This is a genomic window from Corynebacterium sp. CNJ-954 (assembly GCF_001942345.1).
In the GTDB taxonomy this organism is placed as follows: domain Bacteria; phylum Actinomycetota; class Actinomycetes; order Mycobacteriales; family Mycobacteriaceae; genus Corynebacterium.
Window position 1 is genome coordinate 22,878 of sequence record NZ_MKKI01000045.1, and the last position, 14,899, is coordinate 37,776.

Consider the following 14,899-nt stretch of genomic DNA (forward strand, 5'->3'; position numbering starts at 1 on the left):
TGCATGGTAGCGTATTAATCGGAGCGAAACGCTCCGTTTTTCTGGAGCGTAATCCTCCGGTTACTGAGATGCAAGAGGAGAGTTGATGCGAGCCGATGCACGGGAGAAGAGGGCCGCGTTGATCGCCGCGGCCTGGGACCTGTTCGCCCTGAACGGTCCGGAGGTGCCACTGCGTACCGTCGCCGCCGAAGCAGGTGTCGGTATCGGCACGCTCTACCGCCATTTCCCCACGCGGGATGACCTCGTGATCGGTCTCATCGAGGACATGGCCCACCGTGTGCTCGAGATCATTGACCGGCACACCGGGAACTGGGACGGATCGGCGGAGGGGTGGCGCACCTTCGTGCATGAGGTCGCTGCGCTGAAAGTCGCGGCACTGGCGGAACGCACCATCGCCGTCACCCCGGTGGACGGACGGGTGTGGATCGACACCGAGCCGCTCCGCGAACACTTCCTCTCCGCCTACCAGGCATACTGGAGTTGGCTGCAGCCTCGGGTTTCGTGGAACCGGGGCTGTCGCCCTGGCGTTTCCACCTCGGGCTGGCGGCGGTGTCACGTCCGATGCCGGAGAAGGCCGAGAGTTTCGCTCCCGGTCAGGCGGAGTGGTTGGTCGACACGTTCATCGCCGGGCTCGCGGGTAATTCCGGACCGCGCGGGTGACATCGCGTTCTGCGGTGGCGCTCAGTGGAGTGAATGGTTCAACTCCGGCGGCCGACCAGGTGGCGATGAACTTGCCGCCGCGCACCACTGTCCGACGGAAGACGCCACGGTTGCCGGGCGCGACCTGGTCGTGGTGGGTGGACGCCATGAAAGCCAGCCGGTCACGGTAGCCCAGCACGATCTCGTCGAAGGCGGGTAGCGCGAATGTTCCGTGCGCCCGTCGTCTCATGCTGGCGACCTCGTCGTACAGGCCGGGACGGTGGTGCAGTCCGTCGGTGGTCTCCACCTCATCGGCGATCTCGGTGAAGGCCTCCTTCACCACCCGTTGCGGCAGTTTCGTCCACCAGGCGAAATCCCGGAGGTCCGCCGGGCCGTGGCCGGTCAGGTAGCGCAGCAGGAGTTCCGAGGCGGGGGAGTGCTCCCCGGTGTAGGGCACCGGCGTGGCGGGGACGATGAGCTGGTCGTCACCGTCGAAAGGTCCGTAGACCGCTGTGCCGTGCAGCATCATGTCGCGGATCATCAGGTAGCGGAATCCCGTGTCGTCCGGGAAACCGTGACGGGCCCAGAGGTTGCCGAGGGCCTTACGGGACAGTCCGGGCGACTCCAGGAAGACATCGTGGGCGCGGGTCACCTCGGCGGGGCTGAGCCCTTCCTTCTCCCAACGGCGGGTGGATTCGCGACGTTGCTGGCCCGCGCACAGTTCGGTGATCCAGCCGGCGTCGCGGGCAGACATCGCGAAGACGGTGGAGCGCATCGGGTACCCCCGCACGAGTTCCCCGGCGGTGAAGGCGTCGCGTACGTCTGTGACGTCCGTACCCGAGGGAAGACGCAGGGCGAGGGAACTGAGGACCCCCGTCAGGTCCTGACCCTGCATCGGGCCCATGGTCTCGAGGAGGGCGACGGCGGAGTCGGCGGGTGTGAGCAGCCGCTGCGCCACCAGTCGCGCCTCAACGAGTGAGTCCATCTAGACGGCGCCGGCCATGCGGTCGGCGATGAAGGTGGAGCCCTTCAGAGACGGGTGGATCATCATGTTGTAGTTCGGGGTGGTGGTGTCCAGGATGCCGGCGACGTAACGGTTCTGGTCCGGCGAGCAGGTGGCGTTGCCGGCCGTCTCGGTCTTCAGGTCCACGAAGGATGCGCCGATCTGGCGGGCGGCCTCCTGCTGGTTGCCGCGCAGCCACTTCTCCACGTCGCTGAGCACCGGGATCGGCAGGCCCGCGGGGAAGTTGGGTACGACATTGGCGAAGCAGAACATGCCGTTCGAGGTGATCGCCATCTGCCCGGCCATCACGATCCGGGCACCCGGGGCGGCGGAGCGCACCTTGGCGGCGGCTGCACGGACGTCGGCGAGGTACCGGTTGCGGACGTCGCCGGGGTTGAGGAAGTCGGCGCCGTTGTCGGTGCCGCCGGGGCCGAAGTTGTTCATGCCGTAGTTCAGGACGACGGTGCGGGTACCGCGGTGGATGTCGCCTGCGTTCACGGCCCGGTCGATCCGGCCCAGGGCGCTGTGCGAGGTCATGCCGGAGCACGACCAGTCGTTGACGGCCAGACCGTGGCGCTGCTGCATCAGGCGTGGCCAGTTGTTCGGGGCCTGCAGGCAGTTGCCGGTCACGGGGTAGTTGTCCGGCACGAATCCGTCGATACCGCGCAGCGTGTTGTAGTACTGGTCGGGGTTCGCCGCGTAGGAGTCGCCCATGATCACGACGTTGCCCGCGGGGGCGGCGGAGGCCGCCGGAGCGGCGACGACAGCACCTGCGCCGACGGACAGGGCCGCGGCAACGGCCAGTGCGCCGGCCCGGATGCGCCGGACGAGTCTGTTGCGGTGGGGCCTGGGACTGGGGGTTGCCCTGTGGGTGGTCACGTCGTTCGTCCTCTCGAAACGCAGGCGGGTGTCGGCCGCGCTGGTGTGTAACAGTGTGAAACAGTCTAAGGGATCCCAACGCTCCGGTGGGTGTTCTTGTTACTTTTGGATCCGAGATCACCGCGTCCCGTGGGAGAATCACTGTCATGACCGAGACTGCGGACGACACCACCACGGCTGACCAGGCATTGCGCCACCTGCGGGCCGGAAGGTCACTGGTGTGGAGGGGCGACTTCCACAATGGTCGTCAGCTGCTCAAGGCCGTCGACCGTCGGTTGAACCGACAGGCCCAGAAAGCCCAGAAAGCCCGGAAAGCCCGGAGCAATGCGCCGGCGGACGCGACGGCCTTGTTTCTCCGGCAGCGTGCTGACCGGGCCGACCGGGCCGATGTCCTCGGGCGCATCCTCGTGGAACTGGGGGAGGACTACACGCTGGACCTGCGGCGCGCCCCTGACGTCCGCGACGCCTGCCGTCACGCCTACGGCGACGATCATCCGGGGACGGTGCCGTTCACCGAACTGCAGGGCGTGCTCGGCGCCTGGCAGTGGCACCAGCGGGGGGTCTGGGTCGAGGAACTGGGGGACCACATCTACCCGGACTACGGTGTCTTCTCACCGACGCGCAGTGAGTACATCGGTCTGGTCGCCGCACTCGCCGACGAGGTGGCCGGCCGGGACGTCCTGGAGATCGGGACGGGTACCGGCGTTCTCGCCGCGGTGCTGGCACGTCATGGCGCGACGGTGACGGCGACGGACGTCAGCCCCCGCGCGGTGGTGTGTGCACGGCGGAACCTGGAGCGGCTGGGATGCGAGGTCGACGTGGTAGAGGCGGACCTGTGGCAGGAGGGCCACCGGGCGGACGTGGTCGTGTTCAACCCGCCGTGGCTGCCGGGGACGCCGACCTCGGACCTCGAACTGGGGATCTACGATGCGGACTCCGGGGCGCTACGGCGTTTTCTCGCCGGACTGGCCGACCACCTGACCGACGGAGGGGAGGGATGGCTCGTCCTCTCCGACCTGGCCGAGCACCTGGGGCTGCGGAGCCGGGAACAACTCGACCAGTGGATCGCCGAGGGAGGTCTGCGCGTCGTCGGACGCGAGGACACCGCCCCACGTCATCCCAAGGTCCGTGACGCCGACGATCCGTTGCACGTCGCGCGCTCCCGCGAGGTCACCTCGTTGTGGCGGTTGTCGGTCTAGCGCTTCCTGCGGTAGTAGACCTGCCGTCGTACCCGTGCGACGGTGTCCCCCCGGTCGTCGGTGACGTCCACCTCGAACCAGTGCAGGTACTTCGCACCGTCGGCGGTGCGTTCCCTGATGAGGTCGTAGGTGGCGTCGTCGATCCGCATGTCCGCGGTGATGGTGCCGCGGCCGGGTTTCACGAAGTCGACCTCAGCCTTGATGTCCCACACGTTGTAGTCACGACCCAGGCGTGCCATGGACGCGAGCATGTAGAAGGGGTCGGTCATGGACATGATCGTGCCGCCGAACGCCGTGCCGACGGCGTTCTTCGTCAACCGTCCGGGTCGGTGGGTCACGACGACGCGGGAGCCGTCGTCGGCGAAGTCCCTGATTTTCACACCGGCACCGAGGAACGGCGGCCAGTACTGCATGAATCGTCGGAGCTGCTGTGGTGAGAAGGCCATGCACCGTATGTACCACGATAGACAACTTGTTTCCTATGTTTCGGTGTTCTGGAGCGGAATATCCGGTGAACAGTCGGTACATCGGGGTCCTGCGCCCGGCGGCGCCGGCGCCGGTCCTTTACCGTCATCGGCGTCAGTGAACCGACGTTCCAGGAGCCTCCATGTCCCGCACCCTGCGCACCCTGTACACTCCGCGCCTTATCGTCTCCCTTGCCTCCCTTGCCTCCCTTGCCGCCCTGGCCGTCGCCACGGCCCCGATCGCCGTCGCCGACGAACTGACGGGGAGCGTCTCCGGCAGTGTCGGAACCCCGGACGTCTCGCCCGTGGACAACCTCCCGTCCACCTTCGACCTGCAGGCACACCGCGGTGGTCGCGGGGAACACACCGAGGAATCCCGGGCGGCCTTCGACCACGCCCTCGACCTCGGGGTGACCACCCTGGAACTGGACGTCCACCTGTCGAAGGACGGTGTCCCCGTCGTCTGGCACGACGCCTCCGTCCAGGCCGACAAATGCACCGGCGAATACGTCGGTCAGGACGTTCACGACCTCACCTGGGAGCAGCTGCAGACGCTGAACTGCAGTCGTGCTCTACCGGACTACCCGGAGGCCGTCCATGACCCGGACAACCGGATGCTGCAGCTGGCGGACGTCTTCGACATCGCCGCACGTGATCCGCAGGTGCACTTCAACATCGAGACCAAGATTGAGGCGGAGAACCCGGAACGTTCCGCGCCTGCACAGGACTACGTCGATGCCATCCTCGATGCGGCGGAGGACGCCGGGACCACCGACCGTATCGCCGTCCAGTCCTTCGACTGGTCGTCCCTGCCGCTGGTCCGGGAGCGCGCGCCGCAGGTCCCGCTGATTGCACTGTGGGACGGGACCACGTGGAACGCGGACTCGCCCTACCTCGGGCCGGTCGACTACGACGAGGTCGGCGGGGACGTCATCGCGGCTGCGCAGCAGCTGGGGGTCGAGGTGCTGAGCCCGGACTACGGCTACGAGGACCCCACCACGTTCATCGACCGTGCTCACGCCGCCGGTTTCCGTGTGGTGCCGTGGACGGTGAACGAGACAGCCGACATGGAGGAGTATCTCGCCGCGGGCGCCGACGGCATCATCACCGACTACCCCACACGGTTGAAGGGGGTTCTCGAGGAGCGCGGAATCGCCTTCCGGATCTGAGACGCCCCACAGGTCAGTAGTCGGCCGGGCCAAGAAATGCGAGAAATGACCGAACCTCCCATGCGTCCACACCGCCCGCGGTATTCTCCCGTTCATGTTGAGCATCAAAACCAAATCTGTCGTTGCGCTGCTGGGCGCCGCTGCCGTCGCGGCGGTGGCGACAACGGCCCCGACGGCCGTCGCTGAGACCCGTTCGCCGTCCAACTTCGTCGACGCCTTCGTCGACAGCTTCCATGACCCGCAGCGGTCACCGGCCGGGGCCAACGACTGGGACTGCACCCCCGGCAAAGACCACCCGAACCCGGTTGTCCTCATCCACGGAACATGGGAGAACGCCTACGACAACTGGTCAGGGCTGGCACCGCAGCTCGCCGCCGACGGGTACTGCGTCTTTGCCCCGAATTACGGTCGTGCCGAGATCCTCGACAAGGGCGGGGTGGGCACCGTCCTGCCGAACACCTTCGGCACGGGCGACATCGCCGCCTCCGCCGGTGAGATCGCGGCGTTCGTCGACCGGGTGCTCGAGGCAACCGGTACGAGGGAGGTTGACCTGGTCGGTCACTCCCAGGGTGGGTTGCTCGCCCGCCAGTACCTGGCCTACAACGGGGGAGCCGAGAAGGTCGACAAGACAGTGACACTCGGCGCGACGAACCACGGCACCACCTTGTCCGGCATCGCCAATCTCAACCGGTTCATCGGTGGTCTCGGCCTGGATCTCGACCCGGCCCTGGACTACGTCATCGGGGAGGCGGGGACCCAGCAACAGTACGGATCACCTCTGCTCACCAGGCTCAACGAACGCGGTGACACGGTACCCGGCGTCGACTACACCGTGGTGGCCACGGAGTACGACGAGGTCACCACCCCGTACGACTCCACTTTCCTCACTGCCGGGGAGGGCGCGACGGTCAGCAACGTCACGGTTCAGGACGGCTGCGCACAGGACCATTCCGACCACATCTCCATGTCCTACTCACCGCGGGTCGTCGACATCGCGCGCGACGCCCTGGATCCGGGCAGCGTCCCGGAGAAACGCTGCACCCCCAACTCGCCGATCATGGGTGGCGGGACCACGGAATTCACCGAGGGACTGACCGGACCGTTCGGACGGTTGTCTGAGAACGCCAGGCCTTTGATCGGTCACTGAACGGTCACTGGACGGTCACCGAACCGTGCGGCACCAGGGCTACCTTGCTTTAGGCTTGCCTTGCTAAGTATCTCTCCGTAGATTGAGAGCGGTCCGGAGTGGCCGGACCGTTTCCGAGGAGAACTCCATATGACCGTCACCTTCCGTCGCCGCCCTGCTGCGGCCCTCATGTCAGCCGCCCTGCTGGGGCTCAGCATCAGTGCCTGTTCATCGGACGGAGGTGACGACACCGCCGCCTCAGACTCCGCTGACGGCACGTACCCCGTCACATTCACCTCCCCGTGGGGAGAATCCACGCTCGAGGAGAAACCGACCCGCATCGCCTCACTCGGGTACAAGGACTCCGATGTGCTCGCCGCGCTGGGGGAGACACCGGTGATCATGTCGGACGCCACGCAGGCACAGGAGTTCTACACCATGGACGCCATGCCTGGGGAACCTGAGTTGACCTTCACCTACGACGAGAACCAGATGGCGCCGATCGAGGAGATCGCCGCCGCCGAGCCGGACCTCATCGTGGCGAGCCAGATGGACCTCAGCGCCGACTACGACAAGTTGAGCGAGATTGCTCCCGTCATCGCCGCCGAGACCACCGAGGACGTCGCCGGTAACTGGCAACAGACAGCCACGAACCTCGGTGAGGCGCTCGGCAAGCAGAACGAGGCGGAGGCCGTGATCACGGAGACCACAGAGACCGCCACGAGGATCAGGGACGAACACCCGGAGTTCGACGGTAAATCACTGACGATGATCAACTACTTCGGACTCGATCAGATGCTCCACCTGAACCCGGAGGGCACCGATCTCGCCGATCTGCTCTCCAGCATCGGCTTCAGTGGTACCCCCGGAGCAGTCGATCTGCCGGAGGGCTCCATCCCCGAGGAGCGCATCTCCGATCTTGCCGCCGACGTCCTCGTCATCATCGACAATTCTGACGGCAAGATCGCCGAGCTGGAGGACAATCCGGTATTCCAGAACCTGCAGCCGGTGAAGGACGGGCACGTCCTGGTCATCCACAACCACGCCTTCATGACACCTCCGGAGGCTGCCTTCGACATCGACGGGGAGAAGCAGGAGGGCAATCTGGCGTGGGCCATCGGATACCCCGGACCCCTGTCGACCCAGTGGGAGCTTGAGACGCTCGCCCCGTTGCTGGCAGACACCGTGTCCGGTGAATAGCCGTCGTCGGACCACGACAGGTCTGTTGCTCTGTGTGGCATTGGCGGGTGCCGGTACCGGCCAGGCTGCTGCCGGTCAGGCGTGGCCTGATGCGCCGGGGACAGTGATCCGGACTGAGGACGTCTCGGCCGTCCCGGACGCCGGAGTACGTGGAGCGGTCGCAGTGCACAGGATCACCTACATCTCCGTGGGGGCTACGGGCGGTCCGGTGGAGACGCAGGCGAACGTGTACGTCCCCGCGCGTACGCGTGAGGACGGCACCGTGCGGCTGATGGCCTACAACCACGGCACCGTCGGACTCGGCCCGGAGTGTGGCGTCGGACTGCGTCTCGGCACGGGAGGAGGATACGACGACTGGCTCGGGCCCTGGCTCGAGGAGGGTTACGCTCTCGTCGTGCCGGAGTACGCCGGCATCGGGCAGGACGGTGACGCCGTCGGCCACGCCTACAACCACGGCGAGATCTCGGCGAAGAACTCTGTCGACGCAGTCCGTGCCGCCCGGGCGGTCTACCCGGTTCTCACCGGGCAGGAACTCGCGCCGGGCTTTGTCACCGACGGCGGCTCGCAGGGTGCGCACACCTCCGTCTGGGTCAACCGGATCATCGAGGACTATGCGCCGGATGAAACTCTGGTGGGCAGTTCAGCGGGGTCACTGCCGGCCGACATCGGCGGCTACGTCAGTTTCCTCAGCCCGGGTATCCCCGCCGTTCCCCGGGTCACCGGGCAGCTGGTGACCTATGTCAGCTATCTGCTCGCGGGGATGGACAACGCCGGGACCGGGATCGCCGGAAGCCCGGTGTTCACCGACCGTGCCCGGAACCTTGTCGCAGCCGGCCAGGACCTCTGCTACCGGGACATGGTGGACAAGTCATCTGGAGTTGCCCCGGGAGATCTGGTGACCCGTCCTCTGGCGGGGACCCCGGAACTCGCACGGCTCCGGGCCGACACGGCGATCCCTGACAGCGGTTTTTCCGCTCCCATCCTTGTGCAGCAGGGTGACCTTGACGTGGTCACGCCGCGTGCACAGGTCGATCCCTGGGTGTCACGGGTGAGAGGTACCGGCGCCGAGGTGGAGCTGCGAACGTATCCGACACAGGGACACGGACTGTCGGCGATAGCGAGGCGAATGCTTTGGCCTGGTCAGAAGAGCAGGACTGGCCTCTGTAGCGAGGAATACCTAATCTTTTCTCCGAATGTGATGTATTTATGTTCGAGCCCTGATAGATTGCCGTCCATGAACAACTCGAAGAGCATTTTCATCTCCGGTGGTGCCGCCGGCATCGGCCGCGAAGTGGCGCTGAAGTTCCGCAACGCCGGGTGGACCGTCGGCGCCTACGACATCGACGAACAGGGGCTGGAACTGCTCAAGGAGCAGTACCCCGACATCATCACCGGACGCCTCGACGTCACCGACTACGAGTCCTGGGAGCAGGCCCTGGCCGACTTCACCTCGCACACCGGCGGCAAGCTCGACGTCCTCGACAACAACGCCGGCATCATCGGCGACCACGATGTCGCCGAGCAGGCTCCCGGCCTCATCGCCAAGCAGATCGAGATCAACTGCACCGGAATCACCTTCGGTGCCCGCGCTGCCCACCGGTACCTGAAGAACACCAAGGGCTCGCACATGGTGTCGATGGGGTCGGCGTCCGGCATCTACGGACAGCCGCACATCACCCCCTACTCGGCGTCGAAGTTCTACGTCCACGGTTTCACCCAGGCCATGAGTCTGGAGTGGCGCAAGGACAAGATCCGCGTGGTCAACATCATGCCGCTGTGGGTCAAGACGAAGCTCGCCGACGTCGAGGCCGCCTCCACCAAGCGTCTCGGCGTGCGGATCAAGACCGAGGACGTCGCCGACGCCGTGTGGAAGTCCGTGCACCCGAAGAACTGGTTCGAGCGTCAGCGCCAGGACTACTCGGTGTCCACACCTGACCTGTTGCTGCGGTGGTCCGCCAAGTTCGCCCCGTCGCCGGTGGTGCGTCAGGTGAACAGGCTCATCGCCGGCTGACGGTGGCACTCCGCTGACACCATGACAACTGTCACGGGGAAACGGTGACAGTGGGGCGGGGTACCGGCTGCGGTCCCGCGGTTGAGTGGGGGTATGAACACCGCAGACACCACAGGTACCGCAGCGGTACACACAGAGCGGCTGGGCAAGACGTTCCGGGGAACCGGTAACCGCCGGGTCGTGGCTCTGGACGACGTCGACCTCACCGTCGACCGGGGCGAGATCGTCGCCCTGCTCGGCCCCAACGGAGCAGGCAAGACGACCCTGATCGACCTCATCCTCGGCCTGACGAAACCCACCACGGGCAAGGTCGCCGTCGTCGGAGGAACACCGCGGCAGGCGGTCACGGGTCAACGGGTCGGTGCCGTGATGCAGACCGGGGGGCTGCTGCCCGACATGACCGTCGAGGCGACGGTGAAGATGATCGCCGCGACCCTGACCAATCCTCGTCCCGTGGACGAGGTGCTGGAGCACGCCAAGCTCACGGACATGCGCCGACAGCGGGTGGGACGCTGCTCGGGCGGTGAACAGCAGCGGCTGCGCTTCGCCCTCGCCCTGCTCGGCGACCCCGAGCTGCTCATCCTCGACGAGCCCACCGCAGGGATGGACCCCGCCAACCGGCACGAATTCTGGGAGTCGATGCGCGTCCAGGCCGACCGCGGGGTCACCGTCCTGTTCGCCACCCACTACCTGCAGGAGGCGCAGGACTTCGCCCGACGCATCGTCCTGCTCGACGCGGGCGTGATCATCGCCGACGGCACCCCGGCCGAACTCCAGGACGGCGACGTCGTCGTCGAGTACGACCTGGACGGACACCACCGGGTGACCACCACCGCGTCCGATGAACTTGCGCGCGAGCTGCTCGCCCGTGGCGCGATGAACCTGCGGATCTCCGCACAGACACTGGAAGACACCTTCATCCGGCTCACCAGCAACGGGAGTGACCAGTCATGACCACCACCCTGCACTTCGCCCTCCACGACCTGCGCCGCCTGTACCGCGACGGTGCGATGCTCTTCTTCTCCATGGGACTGCCGGTCCTGTTCTACCTGGTCTTCGGCCAGGCCATGGGTTTCGGCGATGAGCCTGTCGGGAAGGGTGACGTCTCCGCCTACATCATGATCGGGATGGCGCTCTACGCCGGCGTGACCGGTGCGGTCGCCGCCGCCGGTCAGATCGTCGTGGAGAGCACCACCGGGTGGGGACGCCAGCTTGCGCTCACCCCGTTGACCCACGGACAGTTGCTGGCGTCGCGTCTGCTCGGCATCACCATCCGCTCGGTGCTGCCGGTGGCGGCCGTGTTCACTGTCGGAGCCGTGACGGGGGCATCGATGCCCGGTACGGCGTGGGCGACGTCCTTCCTGCTGTGTGTCGTCGGTGCGATCCCCTTCGGCTTCTACGGGATGATGTGGTCGCAGATGTGGCCGACCGAGAATTCGGTGAGTATCGCCGGGACGAGCATCGTTGTGCTGGCATTCCTCGGCAATCTCTTCATGCCCCTGCCGGAGACCATGATGACCGTCGGACGCTTCAGCCCGCTCTACGGTCCGGCGTCCCTGGCACGCTCGCCGCTGACCGAGGGTTACCAGTCGGTCTCGTACGACCCGGGCCTGGTTCATGACCCGCTATGGTGGGCCATAGTGAACTTCCTGGCCTGGTCGGCGGTGTTCATCCTCATTGTCCTGGCACTGCACAACCGGGAGAAGGGTCGGCGATGAAGAATTTCGACGGTTCCTCCAGCCTGATGGCCTCCATCTGGCTGGTCGTCCTCGTCGTACCGGCCCTCGTGCTCGTGGTGACGGAGGGGGTGACGGGGCGCACTGTCGCCGGTATCGCCCTGCTCATCCTCTTCAGCGCCGTCTACGCCGTCGCCTTCGGGATGATCGACCAGTGGCCGCAGCGGTTGACGATATCGCGGCGGTACCTGTTCTGGTTCACTCTGCTCGCGCTGGTGGCTGTGGCGACCGCCGCGGTGATCGGCTCCCTCGCGGCGTTCCTCGTCCCGTTCTTCGTCGCCGTGCTGGCCTTCCCCCTGCCCCTGGTACTCAGTCTTCCGGCGACGGTTGCGCTGGTCCTCGGGTCGACGGGGCTGATCTACCTCACTGAGCCCGAGGCCATGCCGGGCGTGTTGGGAGGCACGCTTGCGTCACCGTTGATGGTGTACGCCGTGGTGCTGGTGACCCGTCGGTACGAGGAGAGGGCGCATCTGGAGCACGAGCTCGCGATCGCGCGGGAGCGCGAGTCCATCGCCGCGGACGTCCACGACCTGTTGGGCCATTCCCTCACTGTGGTGACCCTGAAGTCGGAGCTGGCGGGCCGGTTGATCGACACCGACCCCTCTGCGGCGAAGAATGAACTCGAGCAGATCACGCGGCTGTCGCGGACGGCACTGGCGGAGGTGCGTTCCACGGTGACCCGGATGCGGTCGCCGGACCTCGCCGGTGAGGTCGAGGCCGCACGCCGGGCGTTGACCACGGCGGGTATCGAGGCTGTGTTGCCGGGGGACGTGTCGGTGGCGGGCGTGAACGCACACCTGTATTCGTGGGTGGTGAGGGAGGGCGTCACCAACGTCATCCGGCATTCGCGTGCACGGCGTTGCGAGGTGACCATGTCCACCGATCGCGTCGAGGTCGTCGATGACGGCGTCGGGTGGGACGGTGAGCGGGGCAACGGGCTGTCAGGGCTGGGCCGTCGGGTGGAGGACGCCGGCGGCACGCTGACGGTCACGGCGGTGGAGCCGGGGACGCGCCTGTCGGTGTCGATGACGGGAGAATCATGATCCGTGTCCTGATAGCCGATGACCAGGATCTCGTGCGGGGTGCACTCGCGGCACTGCTGGGTACCGAGGATGACCTGGAGGTGGTGGCCGAGGTGGGCCGGGGCGATGAGGTGGTTGAGGCGGTGCGGTCGCACCGGGTCGATGTCGCGTTGCTCGACATCGAGATGCCGGGGATGACCGGGATCGAGGCGGCTGAAGCGTTGCAGGCAGAGGGGTCGGGGCTGTCCTGTCGGACGGTGATCGTCACCACGTTCGGGCGTCCCGGTTATCTGCGCAAGGCGCTGGCCGCCGGGGTCAGTGGCTTCGTCGTGAAGGACACCCCGCCGTCCCAACTGGCCGAGGCGGTGCGGCGTGTCCACCAGGGACTGCGGGTCGTGGACCCGGCGTTGGCGGAGGAGTCGCTGTTCACCCCCGACTCACCGCTGACCGGCAGAGAGGTCGAGGTCTGCCGCGCGGCACGGGGCGGTGCGGGCATCCGGGAGATCGCGGCGGAACTGCACCTGTCCCAGGGCACGGTCCGTAACCACCTCTCCTCGGTCATCGGGAAGACCGGTGCCTCGAACCGTTTCGAGGCGGTCACCGTCGCGGATCAGAACGGCTGGCTGTGACGGGAGGCGACCGCCACGGCCACTGCGGAAATCACGCAGACCGCGACACCGACGAGGAACACGGTGACGTATCCGACCAGTGGTGCGATCAACGCGATGGCGAACGGCATGAAGAACCCCAGGTAGGTCAGGGCGTAGAACACGGCGGTGAGGGACCCCAGCTCCTCCGGTGCGGCGATACGCTGCACCTCCCGCAACCCTGACACCATCATGATGCCGTAGGCGGTGCCGAGGATCATCGCGGTCGGCACCAGGAACCACACCGCATGGGTGGTGACCACGATGACTGCAGCGCCCATGCCGATCACGGCAGTGCCTAGTGCGTACAGCGGCGGGGAGACGGGTGCCCCGGTCGGCAGCCGTCCGGCCCAGGGTTGCACGACAGTGCCGGTCAGCATGGCGACCCCGGCGATCAGACCGGTGTACGCCACGGGCGCGGACACGTCCGACGTCACCAGCGGCGGGAGCACGGCGAAAGACGTCGTCGCCAGTCCGAACGCCCACGGAGCCCACAGCGCCACGGTGAACAGGAACCGGGGAGTCCTCGCCGACGGCGGGAACTGCAGACGGGAGGCTGTCCGCCGTCCTGCTTCCGGGGTGACCCACACCAGTGGGGTCAGCACCAGGATCATCACCAGGTGGATGATCAGCGGGGTGGTGTCCGGCCCCGGCAGCCATTCCGCGACGGGCCCACTGACCAACGGGCCGACACCGAACCCGGCGGAGGTGGCTGCGGTCGCGCGTCGGGCGGCCGCACCGTCGTTCCCGTCGGTCACCGCGGTGACCTCCTTGAGCCACGACGCCCCGGCGGCGAGCACCAGGCCCACGGCGATGCCGGTCAGCATCCGTCCGACACAGAGCAGGACGGGCCCCCACGTCGCGTCGACGCCGAGATGGGCCGCGAGCGTCACCACCGTCCCTGTCGCGGAGAACAGCAGCGCGGGCCGGACGACGGAACGCCGACCCCGCCTGTCGGACAACGGTCCACCGACCATCAGGGCGGGGATGAGGCCCAGGACGTACACGGCGAGGATGAAGTTCACCGGTGCCTGGCCCAGCCCGTGCATCTCGCGCATCACAGGCAGGAGTGGGGCGAAGAGGTTCGCGCCGTAGGAGACGGCGAACATCCCCAGGGCGATCCGGACCCAGGGTGCAAGTGTCATGGCTCACACTCTGGCATAGGATTCACATAATGTCGGATACTTATGGTTCCGGGGTGGGCTGACGGGGGAGGGCTCAGTTCACCACGAGGCCGGTCTGGGACGCGCCGCGGGCGCAGGCGTCCGGCAGGCCGTCGAGCTCGCTGAGCTTCATGGACACCACGTCGACATCCATGTTCTCGCCCACATACACGGTGTCCTTGTCCGGCAGCGTCACCGACGGACGACCACCCTGGGTGACGAATTCGGAGTCCACGGGCAGAACCAGCGGCCGGGGAGTGTTGTCGCCACCGCGGTTGCCGAACTCCTTGAGCGCGAAGCACGAACCGGGGCCGACGACGAGCGTGCCGGAGGTCCCGTAGGTTTCACCCTCCGGGGTGTCCTCGGTGGTGATCGCCGTCGGCCCGCTACCCGAGGTGGAGACGGTGATGTGACCCTCGGGGACCTGGGTCTCAGAGGTCTCAGAGGTCTCAGAGGTCCCAGCGGTCTCGCTGGCTTCCGTGGTCACCGTCTCGGTCACGGTCTCCGGGGCAGCGGTGCTGTCAGCGCTGTCGGCGGTGTCACTGTCATCGCTGCAGGCGCTGAGGGTTCCGAGGGTTCCGAGGGTGAGGACGGCAGCCAGGGCGGTGGTGCCGGCGGCGCGGCGTCGGTTCATCGTTGTT

The 14,899-nt window shown here is 66.8% G+C and carries 16 protein-coding genes and 2 pseudogenes; 12 read left to right on the forward strand and 6 right to left on the reverse strand.

The window, feature by feature from the left end; genetic code table 11:
• Positions 1-85 precede the first annotated feature (85 nt).
• Positions 86-187: pseudogene (locus BJF89_RS20085) on the forward strand (TetR/AcrR family transcriptional regulator); the annotation flags it as partial.
• Positions 188-213: 26 nt separating this feature from the next.
• On the opposite strand, the gene BJF89_RS19050 reads toward BJF89_RS20085, so the two are convergent.
• The gene (locus BJF89_RS19050) at positions 214-432 is read right to left on the reverse strand and encodes a hypothetical protein (RefSeq protein WP_187344734.1); all 219 of its coding nucleotides are present in this window, start codon (positions 430-432) and stop codon (positions 214-216) included.
• A 48-nt stretch (positions 433-480) separates the two neighbouring features.
• Here BJF89_RS19050 and BJF89_RS19055 point away from each other — a divergent pair, with 48 nt between their 5' ends.
• On the forward strand, positions 481-660 hold the full coding sequence (locus BJF89_RS19055; protein WP_187344735.1) for a hypothetical protein: 180 nt from the start codon (positions 481-483) through the stop codon (positions 658-660).
• Here the strand turns inward: BJF89_RS19055 and BJF89_RS16400 are convergent.
• Positions 620-1,624: a DNA glycosylase AlkZ-like family protein gene (locus BJF89_RS16400; RefSeq protein ID WP_075816153.1), complete on the reverse strand. Its 1,005-nt coding sequence runs from the start codon at positions 1,622-1,624 to the stop codon at positions 620-622. The genes BJF89_RS19055 and BJF89_RS16400 overlap by 41 nt on opposite strands.
• Positions 1,625-2,521 (reverse strand): GDSL-type esterase/lipase family protein, encoded by an 897-nt coding sequence (locus BJF89_RS16405; protein ID WP_083650972.1) that lies wholly within the window; start codon positions 2,519-2,521, stop codon positions 1,625-1,627.
• Positions 2,522-2,667: 146 nt separating this feature from the next.
• On the opposite strand from BJF89_RS16405, the gene BJF89_RS16410 reads away from it, so the two are divergent.
• Positions 2,668-3,720 (forward strand): methyltransferase, encoded by a 1,053-nt coding sequence (locus BJF89_RS16410; RefSeq protein ID WP_139312136.1) that lies wholly within the window; start codon positions 2,668-2,670, stop codon positions 3,718-3,720.
• Here the strand turns inward: BJF89_RS16410 and BJF89_RS16415 are convergent.
• Positions 3,717-4,166 (reverse strand): DUF4442 domain-containing protein, encoded by a 450-nt coding sequence (locus tag BJF89_RS16415; RefSeq protein ID WP_075816154.1) that lies wholly within the window; start codon positions 4,164-4,166, stop codon positions 3,717-3,719. The two genes, BJF89_RS16410 and BJF89_RS16415, sit on opposite strands and share 4 nt — an antisense overlap.
• Positions 4,167-4,327: 161 nt before the next feature.
• Between BJF89_RS16415 and BJF89_RS16420 the strand changes: the two genes are divergently transcribed.
• The 9 genes and pseudogenes from BJF89_RS16420 to BJF89_RS16460 all read left to right on the forward strand — a co-directional run bounded on the left by BJF89_RS16420 (position 4,328) and on the right by BJF89_RS16460 (position 13,077).
• Positions 4,328-5,353: a glycerophosphodiester phosphodiesterase family protein gene (locus tag BJF89_RS16420; RefSeq protein WP_139312137.1), complete on the forward strand. Its 1,026-nt coding sequence runs from the start codon at positions 4,328-4,330 to the stop codon at positions 5,351-5,353.
• 94 nt (positions 5,354-5,447) lie between these two features.
• The gene (locus BJF89_RS16425) at positions 5,448-6,500 is read left to right on the forward strand and encodes a triacylglycerol lipase (RefSeq protein WP_075816155.1); all 1,053 of its coding nucleotides are present in this window, start codon (positions 5,448-5,450) and stop codon (positions 6,498-6,500) included.
• A 129-nt stretch (positions 6,501-6,629) separates the two neighbouring features.
• The gene (locus tag BJF89_RS16430) at positions 6,630-7,679 is read left to right on the forward strand and encodes an ABC transporter substrate-binding protein (RefSeq protein ID WP_075816156.1); all 1,050 of its coding nucleotides are present in this window, start codon (positions 6,630-6,632) and stop codon (positions 7,677-7,679) included.
• Between the two features lie 271 nt (positions 7,680-7,950).
• Positions 7,951-8,346, forward strand: a pseudogene (locus BJF89_RS19775) (lipase family protein); the annotation flags it as partial.
• A gap of 567 nt (positions 8,347-8,913) precedes the next feature.
• Positions 8,914-9,690 carry an SDR family oxidoreductase gene (locus BJF89_RS19780; RefSeq protein WP_255372725.1) on the forward strand — a complete coding sequence of 259 codons (777 nt, stop codon included), beginning with the start codon at positions 8,914-8,916 and terminating at the stop codon, positions 9,688-9,690.
• 93 nt (positions 9,691-9,783) lie between these two features.
• On the forward strand, positions 9,784-10,644 hold the full coding sequence (locus tag BJF89_RS16445; protein ID WP_075816157.1) for an ABC transporter ATP-binding protein: 861 nt from the start codon (positions 9,784-9,786) through the stop codon (positions 10,642-10,644).
• Positions 10,641-11,408, forward strand: coding sequence for an ABC transporter permease (locus tag BJF89_RS16450; protein ID WP_075816158.1), 768 nt, complete (start codon positions 10,641-10,643; stop codon positions 11,406-11,408). The genes BJF89_RS16445 and BJF89_RS16450 overlap by 4 nt, the downstream gene beginning before the upstream one ends.
• The gene (locus BJF89_RS16455; RefSeq protein WP_075816159.1) at positions 11,405-12,469 is read left to right on the forward strand and encodes a sensor histidine kinase; all 1,065 of its coding nucleotides are present in this window, start codon (positions 11,405-11,407) and stop codon (positions 12,467-12,469) included. The genes BJF89_RS16450 and BJF89_RS16455 overlap by 4 nt, the downstream gene beginning before the upstream one ends.
• On the forward strand, positions 12,466-13,077 hold the full coding sequence (locus BJF89_RS16460) for a response regulator transcription factor (RefSeq protein WP_075816160.1): 612 nt from the start codon (positions 12,466-12,468) through the stop codon (positions 13,075-13,077). The genes BJF89_RS16455 and BJF89_RS16460 overlap by 4 nt, the downstream gene beginning before the upstream one ends.
• Here BJF89_RS16460 and BJF89_RS16465 read toward each other — a convergent pair.
• Both BJF89_RS16465 and BJF89_RS16470 read right to left on the reverse strand, forming a co-directional pair.
• Positions 13,059-14,240: an MFS transporter gene (locus tag BJF89_RS16465; RefSeq protein ID WP_255372713.1), complete on the reverse strand. Its 1,182-nt coding sequence runs from the start codon at positions 14,238-14,240 to the stop codon at positions 13,059-13,061. The two genes, BJF89_RS16460 and BJF89_RS16465, sit on opposite strands and share 19 nt — an antisense overlap.
• A 73-nt stretch (positions 14,241-14,313) precedes the next feature.
• Positions 14,314-14,892, reverse strand: a complete 579-nt coding sequence (locus tag BJF89_RS16470) for a hypothetical protein (RefSeq protein ID WP_075816161.1) — start codon at positions 14,890-14,892, stop codon at positions 14,314-14,316.
• Between the last annotated feature and the right edge of the window lie 7 nt (positions 14,893-14,899).

What these genes read in the sequence shown, in the direction of transcription:
- BJF89_RS16400 (WP_075816153.1), bottom strand. Translation starts at nt 1,624, where the DNA reads ATGGACTCACTCGTTGAGGCGCGACTGGTGGCGCAGCGGCTGCTCACA.
- BJF89_RS16410 (WP_139312136.1), top strand. Translation starts at nt 2,668, where the DNA reads ATGACCGAGACTGCGGACGACACCACCACGGCTGACCAGGCATTGCGC.
- BJF89_RS16415 (WP_075816154.1), bottom strand. Translation starts at nt 4,166, where the DNA reads ATGGCCTTCTCACCACAGCAGCTCCGACGATTCATGCAGTACTGGCCG.
- BJF89_RS16420 (WP_139312137.1), top strand. Translation starts at nt 4,328, where the DNA reads ATGTCCCGCACCCTGCGCACCCTGTACACTCCGCGCCTTATCGTCTCC.
- BJF89_RS16425 (WP_075816155.1), top strand. Translation starts at nt 5,448, where the DNA reads ATGTTGAGCATCAAAACCAAATCTGTCGTTGCGCTGCTGGGCGCCGCT.
- BJF89_RS16430 (WP_075816156.1), top strand. Translation starts at nt 6,630, where the DNA reads ATGACCGTCACCTTCCGTCGCCGCCCTGCTGCGGCCCTCATGTCAGCC.
- BJF89_RS19780 (WP_255372725.1), top strand. Translation starts at nt 8,914, where the DNA reads ATGAACAACTCGAAGAGCATTTTCATCTCCGGTGGTGCCGCCGGCATC.
- BJF89_RS16445 (WP_075816157.1), top strand. Translation starts at nt 9,784, where the DNA reads ATGAACACCGCAGACACCACAGGTACCGCAGCGGTACACACAGAGCGG.
- BJF89_RS16450 (WP_075816158.1), top strand. Translation starts at nt 10,641, where the DNA reads ATGACCACCACCCTGCACTTCGCCCTCCACGACCTGCGCCGCCTGTAC.
- BJF89_RS16455 (WP_075816159.1), top strand. Translation starts at nt 11,405, where the DNA reads ATGAAGAATTTCGACGGTTCCTCCAGCCTGATGGCCTCCATCTGGCTG.
- BJF89_RS16460 (WP_075816160.1), top strand. Translation starts at nt 12,466, where the DNA reads ATGATCCGTGTCCTGATAGCCGATGACCAGGATCTCGTGCGGGGTGCA.
- BJF89_RS16465 (WP_255372713.1), bottom strand. Translation starts at nt 14,240, where the DNA reads ATGACACTTGCACCCTGGGTCCGGATCGCCCTGGGGATGTTCGCCGTC.
- BJF89_RS16470 (WP_075816161.1), bottom strand. Translation starts at nt 14,892, where the DNA reads ATGAACCGACGCCGCGCCGCCGGCACCACCGCCCTGGCTGCCGTCCTC.